The organism is Burkholderia sp. 22088, assembly GCF_052045915.1.
Lineage (GTDB): Bacteria > Pseudomonadota > Gammaproteobacteria > Burkholderiales > Burkholderiaceae > Burkholderia > Burkholderia cepacia.
Genome location: NZ_JBQEPY010000005.1, coordinates 184,774 through 203,705, shown reverse-complemented (window position 1 = coordinate 203,705; position 18,932 = coordinate 184,774). Strand labels below are relative to the sequence as shown.

Annotated in this window: 16 protein-coding genes; 10 read left to right on the top strand and 6 right to left on the bottom strand. The window is 68.8% G+C overall.

The annotated features are described in order from the left end of the window. Positions 1-28 precede the first annotated feature (28 nt). The 3 genes from ACTJLD_RS11660 to ACTJLD_RS11650 form a co-directional block, all read right to left on the bottom strand. On the bottom strand, positions 29-1,138 hold the full coding sequence (locus tag ACTJLD_RS11660) for an NADH:flavin oxidoreductase/NADH oxidase (protein ID WP_027791477.1): 1,110 nt from the start codon (positions 1,136-1,138) through the stop codon (positions 29-31). Positions 1,139-1,279: 141 nt separating this feature from the next. Beyond that, complete coding sequence (locus tag ACTJLD_RS11655; RefSeq protein WP_059683383.1) at positions 1,280-1,966, bottom strand: type 1 glutamine amidotransferase domain-containing protein; 687 nt, start codon at positions 1,964-1,966, stop codon at positions 1,280-1,282. A 397-nt stretch (positions 1,967-2,363) separates the two neighbouring features. Further along, positions 2,364-3,404: a substrate-binding domain-containing protein gene (locus ACTJLD_RS11650; RefSeq protein WP_060085197.1), complete on the bottom strand. Its 1,041-nt coding sequence runs from the start codon at positions 3,402-3,404 to the stop codon at positions 2,364-2,366. Positions 3,405-3,591: 187 nt separating this feature from the next. On the opposite strand from ACTJLD_RS11650, the gene ACTJLD_RS11645 reads away from it, so the two are divergent. Both ACTJLD_RS11645 and ACTJLD_RS11640 read left to right on the top strand, forming a co-directional pair. Next, positions 3,592-5,157, top strand: a complete 1,566-nt coding sequence (locus tag ACTJLD_RS11645; protein WP_027791474.1) for a glycoside hydrolase family 68 protein — start codon at positions 3,592-3,594, stop codon at positions 5,155-5,157. 175 nt (positions 5,158-5,332) lie between these two features. Further along, the gene (locus tag ACTJLD_RS11640; RefSeq protein ID WP_440658798.1) at positions 5,333-6,970 is read left to right on the top strand and encodes a glycoside hydrolase family 32 protein; all 1,638 of its coding nucleotides are present in this window, start codon (positions 5,333-5,335) and stop codon (positions 6,968-6,970) included. A gap of 81 nt (positions 6,971-7,051) precedes the next feature. Here ACTJLD_RS11640 and ACTJLD_RS11635 read toward each other — a convergent pair whose 3' ends face one another. Both ACTJLD_RS11635 and ACTJLD_RS11630 read right to left on the bottom strand, forming a co-directional pair. Continuing rightward, positions 7,052-7,801 (bottom strand): SDR family oxidoreductase, encoded by a 750-nt coding sequence (locus ACTJLD_RS11635; protein ID WP_027791472.1) that lies wholly within the window; start codon positions 7,799-7,801, stop codon positions 7,052-7,054. Between the two features lie 146 nt (positions 7,802-7,947). Then, positions 7,948-8,865 carry a LysR family transcriptional regulator gene (locus ACTJLD_RS11630; protein WP_027791471.1) on the bottom strand — a complete coding sequence of 306 codons (918 nt, stop codon included), beginning with the start codon at positions 8,863-8,865 and terminating at the stop codon, positions 7,948-7,950. 267 nt (positions 8,866-9,132) lie between these two features. Between ACTJLD_RS11630 and pdxR the strand changes: the two genes are divergently transcribed. From pdxR to ACTJLD_RS11590, 8 genes are all read left to right on the top strand, one after another. After that, a complete protein-coding gene (gene pdxR / locus ACTJLD_RS11625) occupies positions 9,133-10,617 on the top strand; it encodes a MocR-like pyridoxine biosynthesis transcription factor PdxR (RefSeq protein ID WP_226180875.1) in 1,485 nt (494 codons plus the stop codon). 94 nt (positions 10,618-10,711) lie between these two features. Continuing rightward, positions 10,712-11,149 carry a carboxymuconolactone decarboxylase family protein gene (locus tag ACTJLD_RS11620; protein WP_021159255.1) on the top strand — a complete coding sequence of 146 codons (438 nt, stop codon included), beginning with the start codon at positions 10,712-10,714 and terminating at the stop codon, positions 11,147-11,149. 4 nt (positions 11,150-11,153) lie between these two features. Beyond that, complete coding sequence (locus ACTJLD_RS11615) at positions 11,154-11,582, top strand: cupin domain-containing protein (RefSeq protein ID WP_321909351.1); 429 nt, start codon at positions 11,154-11,156, stop codon at positions 11,580-11,582. Positions 11,583-11,884: 302 nt separating this feature from the next. Then, positions 11,885-12,583, top strand: coding sequence for a TetR/AcrR family transcriptional regulator (locus ACTJLD_RS11610; RefSeq protein ID WP_060358985.1), 699 nt, complete (start codon positions 11,885-11,887; stop codon positions 12,581-12,583). Beyond that, a complete protein-coding gene (locus ACTJLD_RS11605) occupies positions 12,580-13,563 on the top strand; it encodes an HlyD family secretion protein (RefSeq protein WP_440658794.1) in 984 nt (327 codons plus the stop codon). Before ACTJLD_RS11610 ends, ACTJLD_RS11605 begins: the two co-directional genes overlap by 4 nt. Continuing rightward, on the top strand, positions 13,560-14,519 hold the full coding sequence (locus ACTJLD_RS11600) for an ABC transporter ATP-binding protein (protein ID WP_119339013.1): 960 nt from the start codon (positions 13,560-13,562) through the stop codon (positions 14,517-14,519). Before ACTJLD_RS11605 ends, ACTJLD_RS11600 begins: the two co-directional genes overlap by 4 nt. Beyond that, positions 14,516-15,670 (top strand): ABC transporter permease, encoded by a 1,155-nt coding sequence (locus tag ACTJLD_RS11595; RefSeq protein WP_321843448.1) that lies wholly within the window; start codon positions 14,516-14,518, stop codon positions 15,668-15,670. Before ACTJLD_RS11600 ends, ACTJLD_RS11595 begins: the two co-directional genes overlap by 4 nt. 10 nt (positions 15,671-15,680) lie before the next feature. Next, positions 15,681-17,168 carry an efflux transporter outer membrane subunit gene (locus ACTJLD_RS11590; protein ID WP_440658792.1) on the top strand — a complete coding sequence of 496 codons (1,488 nt, stop codon included), beginning with the start codon at positions 15,681-15,683 and terminating at the stop codon, positions 17,166-17,168. A 250-nt stretch (positions 17,169-17,418) separates the two neighbouring features. On the opposite strand, the gene ACTJLD_RS11585 is transcribed toward ACTJLD_RS11590, so the two are convergent. After that, positions 17,419-18,636, bottom strand: coding sequence for a porin (locus ACTJLD_RS11585; protein WP_027791462.1), 1,218 nt, complete (start codon positions 18,634-18,636; stop codon positions 17,419-17,421). Between the last annotated feature and the right edge of the window lie 296 nt (positions 18,637-18,932).

The following is an 18,932-nucleotide window of genomic DNA, read 5'->3' as shown; positions in this document are numbered from 1 at the left end:
GATGCGCGCGCCGTGTCGTCAAGGCGGCTCAGGCCGCCTTGTCGGCGATCCGGTAGCGCTCGAGCCAGTGCGCGTACGGCGCGGGCAGCGTCCACGACGGACGCTCGACGCCGAGCTGCCTGGCCGCGTAGTACGGCCAGTGCGGATCGGCCAGGTGCGCGCGCCCGACCATCACGAGATCGAGCTGCGCTTCGGCCACCACGCGGTTCGCCAGTTGCGGCGTGTCGATCCCCCATGCGGACGACACCGGCAGCCCGGCCTCGCGGCGCACGCGCTCGGCGATCGGCGCGAGGAACGCCGGACCCCACGGAATCTGCGCGGCGGGCGTCGAGAAGCCGACCGACACGCTCAGCATGTCGAGCCCTTCCCGCTTCATCCGCTGCGTGAGCGCGATCGACTCGGCGAGCGTCTCTTCGTCGCGGCCGTCGTATTCGATCACGCCCAGGCGCGCGGTCAGCGGCAGGTGCTCGGGCCAGACCTTGCGCACGGCCGCGAGCGTGTCGACGAGGAAGCGGCCGCGATTCTCGGCCGAGCCGCCATATTCGTCGGTGCGGTGGTTCGAATGCACCGAGAAGAAGCTCTGGCCGAGATAACCGTGCGCAAAGTGCAATTCGAGCCATTCGAAGCCGAGATCGCGCGCACGCTTCGCCGAGGCGACGAAATCGGCCTGCACGCGGGCGATGTCGTCGTGCGTCATTTCACGCGGCACTTTCGGCAGGTGCGCGCCGAACGGCACGGCCGACGGGGCGATGGTCTGCCAGCCGCGCGGATCGCCGTCGGCGATATGGTCGTCGCCTTCCCACGGGCGGTTCGCGCTCGCCTTGCGGCCCGCATGCGCGATCTGGATGCCGGGCACCGCGCCGGCCGCCTTGATCGCCGCGACCGACGGCGCGAACGCTGCGGCCTGCGCATCGGTCCACAGTCCCGCGCAACCCGGCGTGATGCGCCCTTCCGGCGACACGGCCGTCGCCTCGGCGATCACGAGGCCCGCGCCGCCGCGCGCGATGCCGGCCAGATGCACGTGATGCCAGTCGTTGACGACGCCGTCCTCGGCGACGTACTGGCACATCGGCGGCACCGCGATACGGTTGCGCAGCGTGACATCCTTGAGTTTGAACGGTTCGAACAGGGCAGACATCCACGGCTCCTTTGCTTGGTTCTGCAAAACGACGGGAAACGCGCCGTGCGGTGCGCACGACGGAACGATTCGGGCCGTCGCCGGACGGCTTGCGCCCGACGACGGATACGGTGCGGCGCCGGCCCGGCCGGCGCCATCGGCTCAACGGCGGCCGAGTTGCGCGAGCAGCGCCTCGGCGGCGGGCGCCGACGACGCGGGGTTCTGCCCCGTGATCAGCAGCCCGTCGGTGACGATATGCGGCGCCCAGTCGGCGCTGCGTTCGAATTGCGCGCCGTTGGTCTTCAGCATGTCCTCGACGAGGAACGGCACGACTTCCGTCAGTTCGACGGCCGCTTCCTCGCTGTTGGTGAAGCCCGTCACGCGCTTGCCGCGCACGACCGATTCGCCGGTCTGCGGATTCTTCACGTGACGCAGCACGCCCGGCGCGTGGCAGACGGCCGCCACCGGCTTGCCGGCCGCCAGCGCGCGCTCGATCAGGCCGATCGAATGCAGATCCTCGGCGAGATCCCACAGTGGGCCGTGGCCGCCGGGGTAGAACACGGCGTCGTAGTCGTCCACGGACACGTCGGCCAGCTTGCGCGTCGACGCCAGTTCGGCCTTGGCCGCCGCATCGGCTTCGAAGCGGCGCGTCGCGTCGGTCTGGGCGGCCGGATCGCTGCTTTTCGGGTCGAGCGGCGGCTGGCCGCCCTTCGGCGACGCGAGCGTCAGCTCGACGCCCGCATCCTTGAACACGTAGTACGGCGCGGCCAGTTCCTCGAGCCAGAAGCCGGTCTTCTTGCCGGTGTCGCCGAGCGTGTCGTGCGAGGTCAGGACAACCAGAATCTTCATGATCGGACACTCCTTCGAAAAGTTGACGGAAACGGGGCCGCATGATCCAGAAAACCGGCCGGCGCGGCGCGCCTGTCCGCGCCTGTCCGTTAGTCAGCTGTGACGCGTCATCGTGCGACCCGCGTATCCGAATGCAGCATGCGCCTATTAGACCAGTCGTCTAGAACATTCGAAAATAAAACGACGGCGTCTCGCCGCGCTACCAGCACCACGGCGCGAGATGGCATTTTCGCGCCTTGCTTGCCTGCGCCACGGACGTCGCCGCATTCACGAGGACGGATGATAGTCGCGGATTAGACCGGTCGTCTAGTAGTCGGGCAATCATCCCTGCCGTCGTCATGGCCTTTCTCGAGGGACGCGATCCGTCGGTGTCCGCAGGTGCTCGCGCCCCTCGCCTTCACCGCGCCGGCTGGTCGCGCAACGGACCGTCGGTGTCGCCCGCCTCGATTGCCGGCGCCTCGAGACGGTGCTCGCGCACGCCGTCGCCCAGCAGGCGCAGCATCAGTTCCGCGAGCGAGCGCCCCGATGCGTGGCCGGTCGGCTGCACGACCGCCGTCACGCGATACGGGTGCGCGAGGCCCGGCGGCACGCCGTCGTAGACGATCAGCGACATGTCCTCGCCCAGGCGCAGCCCGCTGTCCACGAGCGCCCGAAACGCGCCGCCGCCCGCGATATTGTTGTCGACCAGCAGCGCCGTCGGCCGCTCGGCGCGCGCGAGCAGCGCCCGCACCGCCTGCAACCCGCCGTCGTGCGTGAACGGGCACTCGACGAGCAGCGCCGGATCCGGCTCGATGCCGGCTTCGCGCAGTGCCGACAGATAACCTGCACGGCGCTGCGCGGCGAAATTCAGGGCAAGCGGCGCGCTGATCATCGCAATGCGCCGGTGCCCGAAACCCGTCAGCCGGCGCACCGCGTCCCGCGCGCCCGCTTCGTTGTCGAAGTCGAACCACGCGTACGGCTCGGCCATCCGGGTCCGGCCGTAGGCCACGTACGGAAACGCGCTCGCCTGCAGGTACGCGATGCGCGGATCGTCGACCAGCGTTCGCGCGACGATCAGGCCGTCGACGAGTTTGCCTTCGACGATGCGCCGATAGGTGTCCAGTTCCGCGTTCGGCCGCGCCGACGCGATGATGAAATCGAGATTGCGTTCCGCGAGCCGCTCGGTGATGCCCGCGACGACCTCGCCGAAACGCGGATCGCCGAGATCGCCCGCGCCGAACGGATAAACGATCCCGATCATGTCGGCCCGACCGGTCGCCAGCCGGCGCGCGGTCGGGTCCGCCACATAGCCCATTTCCCGTGCAGCTCGCGCGACGCGTTCGCGCGTCGCCTCGCTGACGTCGTCGTAGCCGTTCAGCGCACGGCTGACCGTCGTCCGCGACAGCCCGAGCGCGTCCGACAGCGCCTTCAGATTCACCTTCACCGTCACTCCTCGCATTCGCCGATCCGCCCGGCCGCCCGAACACAGGGATGCACCGGCCGGGTAATTATTTCCAATTGGTAACGATTACCGTCAATTAAATATCTTTTGCGTTCCAAACCGGTTTGAAATAGCATCCAAACCGGTTTGGACATCGATGCCCACTCAGCCGTTCACTTTGACCTTTCCAGGAAACGACGACGAGATGACATACTTTCCCCTTTTCCGCCCGACGACGACCAAACGTTTGCTCCTCGCTGGCGGCGCACTTGCCGCCTTCGCGTCCGTCGCGCACGCGCAGTCCAGCGGCACGGGCGCGCCCATGCCCACGCCCCATACGCAGCAGGCCTACGATCCCGAAGGCAACTTCACGATGCGCTGGACGCGTGCGGACATCCGCCAGATCGTCGCGCAGTCGCACACCGCCGGCGCCGACAAGAACTCGCTGCCGCAAGCGCTGACGATGCCGGACATCCCGCAGGATTTCCCGCTGATCAACTCGAACGTGTGGGTATGGGACACGTGGCCGCTGGCCGACCTGCGCGCGAACCAGCTCAGCTACAAGGGCTGGGAGGTGATCTTCTCGCTCACCGCCGATCCGCACGCGGGCTACACGTTCGACGACCGTCACGTCCACGCCCGCATCGGCTTCTTCTATCGCCGCGCGGGCATCCCCGCGTCGCAGCGCCCCGCCAACGGCGGCTGGACCTGGGGCGGCCACCTGTTCCCGGACGGCGCGAGCGCCAGGGTATTCGGCACCGCACCGATGACCAACAACGCCGAATGGTCCGGCTCCGCGCGCCTCACGAACGGCAGCAACGTCAGCCTGTACTACACCGCGACGTCGTTCAACCGCTCGGCGCCCGGCGGCGCGGACATCACGCCGCCGCAGGCGATCATCACGCGCGCCGACGGCAACATCCACGCCGACGACAAGCACGTGTGGTTCACCGGCTTCGGCGATCACAAGGCGCTGCTGCAACCGGACGGCAACTACTACCAGACCGGCCAGCAGAACACCTACTTCTCGTTCCGCGATCCGTTCGTGTTCACCGATCCCGCGCACCCGGGCAAGACCTACATGGTCTTCGAAGGCAATACGGGCGGCCAGCGCGGCGCACGCACCTGCACCGAGGCCGATCTCGGCTACGCGCCGAACGATCCGTACAAGGAAGATCTCAACGCGGTGATGAATTCGGGCGCAGTGTATCAAAAGGCCAATGTCGGCCTGGCGGTCGCGACGAACCCGCAATTGACCGAATGGAAGTTCCTGCCGCCGATCCTGTCGGCGAACTGCGTCGACGACCAGACCGAGCGCCCGCAGATCTACCTGAAGGACGGCAAGTACTACCTGTTCACGATCAGCCACCGCACGACGATGGCGGCCGGCGTCGACGGCCCGGACGGCGTGTACGGTTTCGTCGGCAACGGCATCCGCAGCGACTTCCTGCCGCTGAACGGCGGCAGCGGCCTCGTGCTCGGCAACCCGACCGACTTCTCCGCGCCGGCCGGTGCACCGTATTCGCAGGATCCCAACCAGAACCCGCGCGAATTCCAGTCGTATTCGCACTACGTGATGCCGGGCGGCCTCGTCGAGTCGTTCATCGATGCGATCGGCCCGCGTCGCGGCGGCACGCTCGCGCCAACGGTGAAGGTCGGCATCAACGGAACATCGACGGCGGTCGATCGCACGTATGGCCGCGGCGGGCTCGGCGGCTACGGCGACATTCCGGCGAACCTGCCCGCGACGGGCGACGGCCACAACCCGTGAAGCCGGGATAACCAACAATAACGATCATCGATAAAGGCACGGGGTTAGGGAGGCGCATATCGCGCGTGTCGCGTGCGCGCCTCCACCTTTTTCCTTCCATCCATTGCGCGCACCGCCGTCGAAAGCGGCAGGCGCCCTTCTTTCCCGCCTTGCACGGCGAAGCACGACACCCCGCATGATATCGACGTCTTTTCGCTTTTCCGCCCGGATCGCCCGGTTGCTGCTCGCCTGCGTGGCCTGTACCCAGGTCGCTGCCGCGCCCTGCCACGCGCCGGCTGACGACGGCACCCCGCAATGGCGACCCGCGCTCCATTACACGCCGCAGCGCAACTGGATGAACGATCCGAACGGGCTCGTCTACGACAACGGACGCTATCACCTGTTCTACCAATACAATCCGCTCGGCAACGACTGGGGCAACATGTCGTGGGGCCACGCGACGAGCACCGATCTCGTCCACTGGCACGAGCAGCCGGTCGCGATGCGCGCGAACGCGACGGAGGAAATCTTCTCCGGCTCGATCGTCGCCGACACCCTCAATACGTCCGGCTTGGGCACGCCCGGCCACCCGCCGCTCGTCGCGCTTTATACGAGCGTGTACAAGGCGGGCTCCGGCCACGCGCCGGGCGTTCAGGCGCAGTCGCTCGCGTACAGCCTCGATCACGGCGCGACGTGGCAACCTTACGCACGCAATCCGGTGCTGACGCTCGACCCGGAATCGAAGCAATTTCGCGATCCGAAAGTGTCGTGGTATGCGCCGGGCGGCTACTGGCTGATGACGACGGTCGTCGCCGATGCGCACGTCGTGAAGCTCTATCGCTCGGACGACCTGATCCACTGGAATTTCCTGAGCGATTTCACGCGGCCGGGCGTGCCGCACGACGGCGCGCTGTGGGAAATGCCCGACCTCGTGCCGCTGCCGCTCGACGGCGACCCCGCACAAACACGGTGGGTCATGATCGTCAACGTCAACCCGTGGTCGATCGCCGGCGGCTCGGGCGCGATGTATTTCGTCGGCCACTTCGACGGCCGCACGTTTACGCCGGATCGCGTCGCCCCCGCCGGTTCCGATCCCGCGCAATTCCACTGGGTCGACCATGGCGCGGATTTCTACGCAGCCGGCACCTTCTCGGGCGCGCCCGGCTCACGGCCGGTCGCGATCGCGTGGATGAGCAACTGGGATTACGCGGCGAAAGTGCCGACCGCGCCGTGGCGCGGCGCGATGACCCTGCCGCGTGAACTCTCGCTGAAAACGATCGACGGCGAACCGACGCTCGTCGTCGCGCCGGCCGCCGCGTTCGACGCATGGGCGGACGGGCGGCCCGCCGTACACGAAGGCGACCTCGCGGTCGACTCCGCGACACGCGCGCTGTCGCCCGCGACGCGCGGCGCCGTCCAGCGCATCACGGTCACGCTCGAGCCGCGGCACGCGGCGCGTGCCGGCCTGATCGTCCGGCGCTCGGCGGACGGCTCGGTCGGCACCCGGATCGTGTACGACACCGTGAAGCGCACGCTGACGCTCGACCGCTTCCGCTCCGGCGAAGCGAATTTCGCCGGCACGTTCAGCGGCGAACACATCGTGGACCTGCCGCTCGAGCACGGACGGCTGCGGCTCGAGATCGTCGTCGATCGCGGCTCGGTCGAAGTGTTCGCGAACAGCGGCCGCGTGGCACTCACCGACCTGATCTTCCCGCCGCCCGACGCGGACCGCGTCGCCGTATTCGCCGAGCACGGCCGCGCGACGTTCTCCGGGCTCACGGTGACGCAGCTCGAAGCCGGCGGCGACAGGCACGACGCCTGTGCGGCGCGATAGATGCAATCCGTCCGCCGATGACGGGGGCTGTCCGCCCGGCGCAACGCCGGGCGGTTGCAGCCCCCGCCGGGGCCTCGCCGATCAGAGCAAGCCCATCCCGCCCGACGCGATGATCTCCGCGCCGACGATGAACGCGGATTCCGGCGCGCTGAGGTGCAGCACCGTCGACGCGATCTCGTCCGGCGTGCCGAACCGGCCGATCGGAACGAGGCCCTTGATCTTGTCGGCCGTCTCGTCGAGCGTGGCCGCGTCGAACCCGAGCTTGCCGTAGAGCGGCGTCTGCACGGGCCCCGGGCTCACGACGTTCACGCGCACGCCGTGCGGCAGCAGTTCCGTCGACAGCGTCTTCGCGAACGAATTGACGGCCGCCTTGCTCGCCGCGTACACCGACGAGCCGGGCATCCCGATGTGCGCGTTGATCGAGCCGTTGATCACGATCGACGCGCCACGGTTCAGCAGCGGCACCAGCGACTGGATCTGGAAATACGCGCCCTTCACGTTGGTGTTGAACACGAGATCCCACATGGCCTCGTCGCTGTCGGCGAACGGCGCGAGTTTCGCGACGCCCGCGTTGATGAACACGGCGTCGAGCCGCGCCCCCGCCGACGCGATCGCATCGGCCAGCGCGCGGGCCGACGCGACGCTGCCGGCCTCGTTGCGGATCGCGAGCGCATCCGCGCCGAGCGTTTGCCGCGCGGCCTCGAGCGTCTGCGCATCGCGCCCGGTGATGATGACCCGCGCGCCTTCGGCCGCGAATGCCCTGGCGGCCGCCAGGCCGATACCGCTGTTGCCGCCCGTGACGAGGACCGTCTTTCCTTCGAAGCGTTGCATGATGTTCTCCTGTGAACCGGTGAGTTGACCGTGGACACAGGATGCGCGCCGCGCCCGGCCTTGCCGTACGACGGGCGCGACGAACACGTTCGAAATCGTCGAACGTGTTTGCGCGGGCGGGTTCGGTCGCGCTGTTCCGCGCCGCGTCAGCCGGCCACGTCGATCCCGTCGAGCAGCCGCTGCGCGAGCCTCGGTTCGCGCAATTGCTCGAGCCACCATTGCAGCGCCCGGCCGTCCCGGTCGCCGTGCCACGCGACATACAGCCGGTTCGGCTCGCGCGGATCGGCCGTCTGTCTTTCCACGAGCTCGCCGCGCGCCAGCAGCGACGCCACGCGCCGGCGCGGCACCCAGCCGACGCCGAGCCCGTCGCGCTGCGCGAGGATCTTCGCGCGCATCGACGGCACCGCCAGCACGGCCTGCCCGCCGAGCAGGCCATACGCGCGGCCGGCCGCGCGCCGCGACGAATCGGCGACGACGACCGCCCGGTGCGCGCCGATCGCATCTCGCGTCAATGCGCCGCTCACGGCGGCCAGCGGATGGCGCGGCGATACCGCGAACACCCACTCGATCGCCCCCAGCTCGAACCACTTGAAGCCGGGAATCGCCGGCGGCTCGTTGGTCGCGCCGACCACCAGGTCCGCACGGCCGTCGCGCAGCGCTTCCCAGGTACCGCCGAGCACTTCGTGCGTGAAACGCAACGACACGCCCGAATCGAGCGCATCGAACGCGTGGACGACGGGCAACAGCGTGTCGAACTCCAGCACCTCGTCGCTGACGATCCACAGCCGGTCCTCCCAGCCGCTCGCGACCTGCCGCACGCGCTGCGTCAGCCGCGCGACGTCCAGCGCCAGCCGCGCCGCCTCGTCGGTCAGCAGCTGTCCGGCCGGCGTGAGCTGCAGCCGGTAGCCGCGCCGGTCGAACAGCAGCGCGTCGAAGCGCGTTTCGAGCTGGCGCGCCGCGTGCGACACCGTCGACGGCGCCTTGCCGAGCCGCGCGGCCGCCCGCGACAGGCTGCCGGTGGCGCGGATCGCGTCGAGCAGCGCAAGTTCGTCTTCGGACAGCATGGGGTGGCTCCGGTGTGGGGTTGTCGTGGATCGTAAGGCAGCGGCGGGCCAAGGTCCAATCGGGCGATGCGGGCCGGTCGTGCCGATCGTGCCGGTCACGCGCGTATCCCGCCCGGCCGGTTCGGCCGGCTTCCGCGCGATTCCTTGCGCTCCGGCGGCCGGTACAGGCATTCCGTCACGCCGCCACGCAGCCCGCACCATGCCGCCGCGACTGGCTTCCGGTATGCTGGTCGACTCGAAATCATGGCAATCGAGGTAACCACTGCGATGGACATCGCGATCCGCATCGAAGGCCGTCACGACCTGACGGGGCAGATCTTCCGGCAACTGCGCACCGCGATCGTCGACGGGCGCCTCGCCGGCGGCGCGCGGCTGCCGTCGACGCGCGACCTCGCGAAACAGCTCGGCGTCTCGCGCAAGACGACGCTCGACGCGTTCGAGCGCCTGGTGGCCGAGGGCTACCTGAATACCCGCGCGGGCGACGGCACGTTCGTCGCCGACGGCCTCGCGCGCGTGCCGCACGCCGCGTCCATGTCCGCGCCGTCGCTCGTCGACGGCACGCCGCGCGTCGACGCGGTCGATGCCCGCGCGCTGTGGAACGACCTGCCCGACGCGCTCGCGATGCCCATACAGCACGATGCGCCCGGCTTCGACTTCCGCGGCGGCGTGACCGACAAGACGCTGTTCCCGTTCGACGCGTGGCGGCGCTGCCTGCATCACGCGCTGCGCCAGCAGATGCGCGGCCCCGCCCAGTATCACGACCCGGCCGGCGATCCGCAGTTGCGCGGGGCGATCGCGCGTTACGTCGCGTTCAGCCGCGCGGTCGCGTGCGGCTGGGACGATGTGCTCGTCACGCAAGGCGCGCAACAGGCGCTCGACCTGATCGCCCGCGTCGTCGTGCGGCCCGGCGATGTGGTCGCGGTCGAAGATCCCGGCTATCCGCCCGCGCGTGCCGCGTTCGCGTCGCTCGGTGCGACGGTGATCGGCGTGCCGGTCGACGCGCACGGCCTGGTCACGGAACGGTTGCCCGACGACGCGCGCCTCGTCTACGTGACGCCGTCGCATCAGTTCCCGCTCGGGATGCCGATGACGCTGGACCGGCGCGTCGCGCTGCTCGAATGGGCGCAGCGCCGCCGCGCCGTCATCATCGAGGACGATTACGACGGCGAGTTCCGCTTCGAGGGCCGGCCGGTGGAGTCGCTGAAGAGCCTCGACCGCACGGGCCTCGTCGCATATGTCGGCACCTTCTCGAAGACGATCTTTCCGGAGCTGCGGATCGGCTACGCGATTCCGCCGCGCGCGCTGCGCGGCGCACTGGCGAAGGCGAAGCAGATCGTCGACTGGCACACCTGCACGCTGACGCAGGCGGCGCTCGCCCGCTTCATGCTCGAAGGCGACTTCGCACGGCACCTGAAGCGCGTGCAGAAGCACTACGACGCGCGTCGCAAGATGTTGATCGCGCATCTGCGCGGCGAACTCGCGCCGTGGTTCGACGCGATCGTGCCGACCGCCGGCATCCACCTCGCCGCCCGCCTGAAGCCGGGGCTCGACGAGGCGGCACTCGTCCGCGCCGCCCGCGCGCAGGACATCGGCCTGTACGGCATCTCGGCATTCCACATCGGCGTGCCGGTCAGTGCGGGGCTGCTGTTCGGCTATGGCGGGATCGACGCGCTGCGCATCGACACGGCGCTTGCGAAGCTCGCCGGCCTGCTGGGTTCGGGCAGCATCGGCGGCCCTGCACTGGTTACCTGAATTTTCTCAAAATTGGCCATTCAAGCAGGCCAGCTTGCGCCCTAAAGTGGGTCCTGTCGCGCCACCGTGCGCTCCAACCGAAAAAGGACCTGCCATGCAACCGCGCCTGAACTTCTATACCGCCAGCCCGAACGCCATCAAGGTGATGCGCAACGCCGAGGACTTCATCGCGAAAAGCTCGATCGAGAAGCCGCTCGCCGAACTCGTCCGCCTGCGCGCGTCGCAGATCAACGGCTGCGCGTTCTGCGTCGACATGCACACGACCGACGCACGCAAGGACGGCGAAACCGACCGCCGTCTCGCGACCGTCGTCGTGTGGCGCGAAACGCCGTTCTTCACCGAGCGCGAACGCGCGGCGCTGGAATGGACCGAGGCGCTGACGCTGGTGGCCGACAACCACGTGCCCGACGCCGTCTGGGAGGCCGTGAAGCCGCATTTCACCGACGAGGAACTGTTCGACCTGTCGATGCTGATCGCGACGATCAACACGTGGAACCGCTTCGCGATCGCGTTCCGCAAGATGCCCGAGTAAGGAGATGACGATGACGTACGCCACGCTCCGTCGCGCCGCCCTCGGCGCATGGCTCGCGGCCGCGGCCGCGCTGCCGCCGGCCGCCGCCCATGCGCACGACACCGGCGACAACGTGCACACGATCATGCAGCAGGCCGTGCCGGAAGCGCCCGGCAAGCTCGCGGTCGTCGCGACCGTCGACTATGCGCCCGGCCAGGCGTCGGAAGCCCATCGGCACCTCGGCTCGGTGTTCGCGGTCGTGTCGAAAGGCGAGGTGCTGTCGCAGGTGAACGGCGGCCCGCTGCACCGCTACCGCGCCGGCGAAGGCTGGTACGAGGCGCCCGGCTCGCGCCACCAGGTGTCGCGCAACGCGAGCGCGACCGAACCCGCGCAGATCGTCGTGTTCGGGCTGACCGGCGAACACGTGCCGCTGACGTCGCCGATCGATCAGTAAGCGCTTGCCGGGGCGCGTGCCGTTGTCGAGGCATGTGCGCCCGCTGCGCGACCGGGTTCGCCGCCGTTTCGCTTACTGAGCCCCGCCGCTCCCCGCCGGTTTTCCCTCGGCGTTTCTCTGCCGTTTCTCCGCCGTTTCCGCATTAGCCGCTCCCTACACTCCGCTGCCCGCTTGCCGCACCCCACCGCGCCGCGCCACATCCCGGCCCGCCCGCGCCCCCGTTCGACGCTCGCCTGATCTCGATCAACCCGGTCGAAAACCCTTCCTTGAAATTAACTAACTCATCAATTAGCGTCGATTTCATGAACGCGAAATCCACCGTCGCCAGGCCGCGCGGGCGCCGCCCGTCGGTCGACGATTTCGACCTGCGCGACCACATGCTCGACGTCGCGATGCAGCTGTTCGCCGAGCGCGGCATCGCCGCGACGACCGTCGCGCAGATCGCCGCCGCCGCAGGCGTCACGTCGGCGATGGTCCACTACTACTTCACGAATCGCGAGCGGTTGCTCGACGCGATCGTCGAGGAACGGCTCGCACAGGCGATCGCGTTCGTGTGGCGACCGACCGAGCCGCGGATCGACGACGATCCGTTCGCGCTCGTCGGCGAACTCGTCGACCGCTTCTTCGACGTCACGCACCGCATGCCGTGGCTGCCGTCGATCTGGCTGCGCGAGATCGTCCACGAAGGCGGGCTGCTGCGCGAACGGATGGTCCGGCGCATTCCGCTCGATCATGTCGGGCGCTTCGCCGAACGCATCCGCAGCGCGCAGCAGGCCGGCACGCTGAACCCCGCGCTCGAACCCGCGTTCCTGTTCCATTCGATCGTCGCGCTGGTGATGCTGCCGCTCGCGACCGCGAAACTGTGGCAAAGCGCGCGCGGCATGCCGCCGATCGACCGCGACGTGCTGCACCGGCACGTCCGCGCGCTGCTCGGTTCCGGCATGCAGCCGCCCGCCCCCGCGCGTCGCGCACGGGCCCGCTCGCCACGGAGGCCGTCATGAACCCGCGCCGCGCACTGCCGCTGGCGACGGTCGCCGCGGTTGCCGCGGTCGCCGCAATCGCCGTGCTCGCCGGCTGCGGACGCCCGGCCGACAACGGCACGACCTACCAGGGCTACGTCGAAGGCGAATTCGTGTACCTGTCGTCGTCGCAATCGGGCACGCTGACGCAGCTGCCGGTCGCGCGCGGCCAGACCCTCGCCGCCGGCGCGCCCGCCTTCTCGCTCGAGGCCGTCAGCGAAACCGCCGCGCTGTTGCAGGCGCAGCACCAGCTCGCGGCCGCCCGCGCGCAGCTTGCCGACCTGCGGACGGGCAAGCGCCCGCCGGAAATCGCGGTCACGCAGGCGCAGCTCGCCCAGGCCACCGCGCAGGCCGCGCGGGCCGCCGCGCAACTGGCGCGCGACGAACGCCAGTACGCGGCCGGCGGCCTGTCGAAGCAGCAGCTCGACGATTCGCGCACGTCCGCGCAAACCACCGCCGCGCAGATGCGCGAACTGCAGAAACAGGTCGACGTCGCGCGCCTGCCGGGCCGTGCGCAGCAGGTCGCCGCGCAGGCCGCGCAGGTTGACGCCGCGCAGGCGGCCGTGGCCGAAGCGCAGTGGAAGCTCGACCAGAAGCGCGTCGCCGCCCCCGCCGCCGGGCGCGTGTACGACACGCTGTACCGTGTCGGCGAATGGGTGCAGGCCGGCAATCCGGTCGTGCAGATGCTGCCGCCGCAAAACCTGAAGGTGCGCTTCTTCGTGCCCGAGGCCGCCATCGCATCGCTCGCACCGGGGCGCACCGTCGCGATCCACTGCGACGGCTGTGCGGCCGACGTGCCCGCGCACATCACCTACGTGTCGAGCGAGGCCGAATACACGCCGCCCGTGATCTACAGCAACGAGAGCCGGACCAAGCTCGTGTTCATGATCGAGGCGCGCCCGGCCGTGGCCGACGCGCCGAAGCTGCATCCGGGCCAGCCCGTCGCCGTGAGGGTGCCGTGAACGCGCCCTCCGCCCCGTACGCGATCGACGTCGTTCGCCTGAACAAGCGTTTCGGCGACAAGCATGTCGTGAAGGACGTGTCGCTGCGCGTCGCGCGCGGCGAGATCTTCGGCTTTCTCGGGCCGAACGGCAGCGGCAAGACCACGTCGATCCGGATGATGTGCGGGTTGCTCACGCCCGACTCGGGCAGCGGCACCTGCCTCGGCTACGACATCGTGCGCGACAGCGCGCAGATCAAGCGGCGCGTCGGCTACATGACGCAGCGCTTCTCGTACTGGGAAGACCTGTCGATCCGCGAGAACCTCGATTTCGTCGCGCGCGTGTACGGGATGCCCGACCGCAAGGCGGCGGTCGCGCGCGCCCTCGACGGGCTCGGCCTCGCGAGCCGCGCCGACCAGCTCACGGGCGCGCTGTCGGGCGGCTGGAAGCAGCGCCTCGCGCTGGCCGCCTGCATGCTGCACGAGCCGGCCCTGCTGCTGCTCGACGAGCCCACGGCCGGCGTCGACCCGGCCGCGCGCCGCGACTTCTGGGAAGAACTGCACCGGCTGGCCGCCCAGGGAATCTCGGTGCTCGTCAGCACGCACTACATGGACGAAGCCGAACGCTGCCACAAGCTCGCGTACATCGCGTACGGCGAGCTGCTCGCGCAGGGCACGTCGGCGGAGATCGTCGCGTCGCAGGGGCTCGCGACCCGCGCGATCACCGGCGGCCACCTGGCCGAATTGTCCGCGCGACTGCGCACGATGCCGGGCGTCGACCAGACGGTCGTGTTCGGTTCGGCGCTGCACGTGAGCGGCCGCGATCGCGCGCGGCTCGACGCGACGCTCGCGCAGGTCGCGGCGCAGGCCGGCGGGCCCGCCGCGCTGCAGGTCGCGCCGATCGACACCGGCCTCGAGGACGTGTTCATCTACATGATGGGCCGCGCATCCGCGCCGCCCGGCGGAGCGTCGTCATGAACGCGTGGGCGCGCTTGCGCGATGCGTTCTCGGTCGCGCGCTGGTGGAGCATCGTGCTGAAGGAATTCCTGCAGCTGCGCCGCGACCGCGTGACGTTCGCGATGATCGTCGGCGTGCCGATCATCCAGCTCTCGCTGTTCGGCTTCGCGATCAACACCGATCCGAAGCACCTGCCGACCGCGGTGATTGTCGCCGACACGAGCCCGTTCGCGCGGAGCTTCGTCGCCGCGATGCGCAACTCCGCGTACTTCGATATCGTCGGGACGCTGCCCGACGAAGCGGCCGGCCAGCGTGCGCTCGCGCGCGGCGACGTGCTGTTCGTATTGAACGTGCCGGCCGATTTCTCGCGCCGGCTGCTGCGCGGCGAACGTCCGTCGCTGCTCGTCGAGGCGGACGCGACCGATCCCGTCGCAACCGCGTCGGCGATCGGCGCGCTCGCCGGCCTCGTGCAGCCGGTCGCGGACAAGGATCTGACCGGCCCGCTCGCGCACCTGAACGGCCGTCCGGCCGCCTTCGACGTCGTGCTGCACCGGCTCTACAACCCCGAGGGCATCACGCAGTACAACGTCGTACCGGGCCTGATGGGCGTGATCCTGACGATGACGATGGTGATGATGACGGGCCTCGCGATCACGCGCGAACGCGAGCGCGGCACGATGGAGAACCTGCTCGCGACGCCCGTGCGGCCACTCGAGGTGATGACGGGCAAGATCGTCCCGTACGTGCTGATCGGGCTGATCCAGGTGTCGATCATTCTCGCGGCCGCCCGCTTCGTGTTCGAGGTGCCGTTCGTCGGCGGCGCGTTCGCGATCTACCTGTCCGCGCTGCTGTTCATCGCCGCGAACCTGACCGTCGGCATCACGTTGTCGTCGCTCGCGCAGAACCAGTTGCAGGCGATGCAGCTCGCGGTGTTCTACTTCCTGCCGAACATCCTGCTGTCGGGCTTCATGTTCCCGTTCGCCGGGATGCCGAAGTGGGCGCAGTTCATCGGCAACCTGCTGCCGCTCACCTACTTCAACCGCCTCGTGCGCGGCATCCTGCTGAAAGGGAACGGCTGGAACGACCTGTGGCCATCCGTGTGGCCGGTCGCGCTGTTCACCGTCGTCGTGATGGGCATCGCGTTGCGCTTCTACCGGCGCACGCTCGACTAGGCGCCGCACGATGAAACCGGCTTCGCGTCGCCCCCTCCACGCCACCCGCTGCTGCACGCTGGCCGTCGCCGCGCTGCTCGTCGCCGGATGCGCGGTCGGGCCGGATTTCCGCGCGCCGGATACGCCCGCCACGCAGCGCTACACGCGCGGCGAACCGCCGGAGACGACGGCCGCCGCCGGCCCGGCAGGCGATGGCCAGACGTTCGCATCGGCCGAACACACTCCGCAGCACTGGTGGACGCAGTTCGGATCCGAACCGCTGAACCGGCTCGTCGATACCGCGTGGCGCAACAGCCCGACGCTTGCCGAAGCCCGCGCGCGGCTCGACGAAGCGCGCCAGAACCATGCGGCCGAAGCCGGCGCGACGATGCTGCCGAAAGTCGATGCGAGCCTGTCCGCGACGCGCGAGCAGGTCGACACGACCGCGTTCGGCCTGCCGGCCAGCGTGCCGAGCCCGGGGCCGTTCACGCTTTATGACGCGTCGGTGAGCGTGTCGTACGTGCTCGACGTGTTCGGCGGCAACCGGCGCGCGCTCGAGGCGCTGCGCGCGCAGGTCGACTACCAGGCCTATACGCTCGACGCCGCGCGCCTGACGCTCGCGGGTAACGTCGTCGCCACCGCGATCCTGCGCGCGTCGCTCGCGCAGCAGGTCGCGCTCACGCGGCAGCTGATCGACGCGCAGACGCGGCAGTTGCGCATCGTCGAAGCGCGTTTCGCTGCCGGTGGCGTATCGCAGGCCGATGTGCATGCGCAGCGCGCGTTGCTCGCGCAGACGCAGGCGTCGCTGCCGCCGCTCGCGACCCGCCTCGCGCAGTCCGGCCACCGGCTCGCGATCCTGCTCGGTGCGCCGCCCGCCGACGCGATGCTGCCCGACCTCACGCTGGATGCGCTCGCGCTGCCTCGCACGCTGCCCGTTGCGCTGCCGTCGACGCTCGCACGCGAACGGCCCGACATCCGCGCCGCCGAAGCAGTGCTGCACCAGGCGAGCGCGAACGTCGGCGTGGCCACCGCGAACCTGTATCCGCGCTTTTCGGTTTCGGCGGGGATCGGCTCGGAACGCACGCGCATCGCGGATATCGTGAGCGGGCTCAATGTATGGAATGTCGGTCTCGGTCTCACGCAGCCGCTCTTTCACGGTGGCGAACTGCGCGCGAAGAAACGGGCGGCCGAAGCGGCGTACGACGCCGCGTTCGCGAGTTACCGGGAAACCGTGCTCGAGGCGCTGCAGCAGGTGGCCGACGCGATGCGCGCGGTCGAACACGACGCTGCCGCATGGCAGGCTCGGGACACCGCGGCACGAGAAGCGGCGGCCAGCAATACGATTGCCGGCGACCGTTACGCGACGGGCGGGATCAGCACGTTCGACCTGCTCGATGCACAGCGGCAGGCACTGCAGACGGCGCTCGACCGTACGCGCGCACAGGCCGACCGGCTTGCCGATACGGCGGCGCTGTTTCAGGCGCTCGCGGGAAGCTGGACGAACGACGCGGCGGAGTGAGTGCGCGGTGCAGGTTCAATGCGGTGATCGAAGCGGAGCGATCGCGCGACGCGGGTTTGACCCAGCGATAGAAACGGAGCGACCGGATGCGGGCTTGACGCAGCGATAGAAGCGGAATGACGGCGCGATGCGTGCTCGACGCAACGATCGCGGCGCGGCATTCGCACGAATCGCGCGGACATGAAAAAACCGGCCCGAAGGCCGGTTTTCATACCGCATGCCGCAAGCGGCGCTCGCGCGCCGCGCGACATCAGAAGCGGTGGATCATGCCGACGCCGACGCCGATCTGGTTCTGCTTCGAACCTGCGCCCACGCCGTCGCCGATCGACGTCGTTGCAGCGATGATCTTGCCGCCGTTCAGCGTGTTGCCGCTCGCGTGCTGGTACGCCTCAACCGCGTACAGGCCCGTGCGCTTCGACAGGCTGTAATACTGCGACACCGTGACCTGGTGGTACTTGGCCGAGCTCGTGATGCCGTTCGACTGCGTTGCCGCCGTGTACGAGTAGCCTGCCGCGAAGTCCCACTGAGCGACCGGCTTCCAGTGCAGCACGGCGCCAGCCGTGTTGAAGATCGCCGTGTTCTTGAAACCCGAACCCGTGCCCGGAATGTATTGAACATTCGAGTACGACGCCGAAATGTCCCACGCCGGCGAGAACTGGTAGCCAGCCGTGACGGCCAGTCGCTGTTGCGACTGCGCGAACTGGTAGCCATTGTTGATCGACGAAACTGCCGGCTCGACACCGTTGGTGCCGGCTGCGTTCAGGCCGTTCTGCACCGTCGAGTTCGCGCCCCACGCGCCGCCGCCGAGCGTCGAGTTGTTGACTCGCTGGTAGCCGACCGCGATGCCTGCCGGGCCGTTCAGGTACTGGATCGCCGCGCTCCACGTCGAGCCGCGGTTCGTCGCGCCTGCGACGCCGCCGAACGAGTACGAACCGCCGACCGTGAAGCCGTAGAACTTCGGCGACATGTAGACGAGCGAGTTGTTCGCGCGGTAGCTGGTATCCAGCGAATCGATATCGCCCGGGTGCGCGCCGTAGTAACCGGTCAGCCAGGTCGTCGGGCTGTACGGCGACAGCAGCGTGTAGTACGCGGTGTACTGGCGGCCGGCCGTCAGCGTACCGTACGTATTGTTGGTCAGGCCAACCCACGCCTGACGCGTGAAGATGCCGTTGGTCCATTGCGACGAACCGTTAGCCGTGTTGACGCCGGCTTCCAACTGGAAAATCGCCTTCGTGCCGCCGCCGAGATCTTCGCTGCCCTTCAGGCCGAAGCGGCTGCCTGCCCACACGCCGGTGGACATCTGCACCTTCGAGTGACCACCCGTGGTCGCGCCGACTGCCGACGAGTTGTTTTGGTATGCGATACCGTTATCGACGATACCGTACAGGGTCACGCTGCTCTGTGCGTGGGCGGCGGTAGCGGCTGCAAGGCCCGCTGCCGTCATGGCGAAAGCGACGCGCTTTTTCATTGATTCTCCGTCCTCAAAGAATGATTTCTTTTCTGGTGTGGTTTTATGACTGACACATGTGCGAGTACATGCCGACGCGATTCTGACGGATTACCAATCATTTCCCAACATGTGCAGTCGGTCATCGTATGATCGACGCAACGCACGGGTTCACCAAGCAGTTACATAACACCTGAAAACGCTTACGCGGCGGGCTTTTCCGGCATTTCCCGGTGAAAACCCTAGCTTTACATTTTTACGGGTGCAACACGACCGTCGGATGTTGTCAGATGCCTTCGGCGAAATACATCTTACAA

Excerpts from the sequence above, each read along its gene's own strand:
- ACTJLD_RS11655 (WP_059683383.1), bottom strand. The coding sequence starts at position 1,966 with ATGAAGATTCTGGTTGTCCTGACCTCGCACGACACGCTCGGCGACACC.
- ACTJLD_RS11630 (WP_027791471.1), bottom strand. The coding sequence starts at position 8,865 with ATGCTGTCCGAAGACGAACTTGCGCTGCTCGACGCGATCCGCGCCACC.
- pdxR (WP_226180875.1), top strand. The coding sequence starts at position 9,133 with ATGGACATCGCGATCCGCATCGAAGGCCGTCACGACCTGACGGGGCAG.
- ACTJLD_RS11615 (WP_321909351.1), top strand. The coding sequence starts at position 11,154 with ATGACGATGACGTACGCCACGCTCCGTCGCGCCGCCCTCGGCGCATGG.
- ACTJLD_RS11635 (WP_027791472.1), bottom strand. The coding sequence starts at position 7,801 with ATGCAACGCTTCGAAGGAAAGACGGTCCTCGTCACGGGCGGCAACAGC.
- ACTJLD_RS11585 (WP_027791462.1), bottom strand. The coding sequence starts at position 18,636 with ATGAAAAAGCGCGTCGCTTTCGCCATGACGGCAGCGGGCCTTGCAGCC.
- ACTJLD_RS11640 (WP_440658798.1), top strand. The coding sequence starts at position 5,333 with ATGATATCGACGTCTTTTCGCTTTTCCGCCCGGATCGCCCGGTTGCTG.
- ACTJLD_RS11660 (WP_027791477.1), bottom strand. The coding sequence starts at position 1,138 with ATGTCTGCCCTGTTCGAACCGTTCAAACTCAAGGATGTCACGCTGCGC.
- ACTJLD_RS11620 (WP_021159255.1), top strand. The coding sequence starts at position 10,712 with ATGCAACCGCGCCTGAACTTCTATACCGCCAGCCCGAACGCCATCAAG.
- ACTJLD_RS11645 (WP_027791474.1), top strand. The coding sequence starts at position 3,592 with ATGACATACTTTCCCCTTTTCCGCCCGACGACGACCAAACGTTTGCTC.
- ACTJLD_RS11605 (WP_440658794.1), top strand. The coding sequence starts at position 12,580 with ATGAACCCGCGCCGCGCACTGCCGCTGGCGACGGTCGCCGCGGTTGCC.
- ACTJLD_RS11650 (WP_060085197.1), bottom strand. The coding sequence starts at position 3,404 with ATGCGAGGAGTGACGGTGAAGGTGAATCTGAAGGCGCTGTCGGACGCG.
- ACTJLD_RS11610 (WP_060358985.1), top strand. The coding sequence starts at position 11,885 with ATGAACGCGAAATCCACCGTCGCCAGGCCGCGCGGGCGCCGCCCGTCG.
- ACTJLD_RS11595 (WP_321843448.1), top strand. The coding sequence starts at position 14,516 with ATGAACGCGTGGGCGCGCTTGCGCGATGCGTTCTCGGTCGCGCGCTGG.
- ACTJLD_RS11590 (WP_440658792.1), top strand. The coding sequence starts at position 15,681 with ATGAAACCGGCTTCGCGTCGCCCCCTCCACGCCACCCGCTGCTGCACG.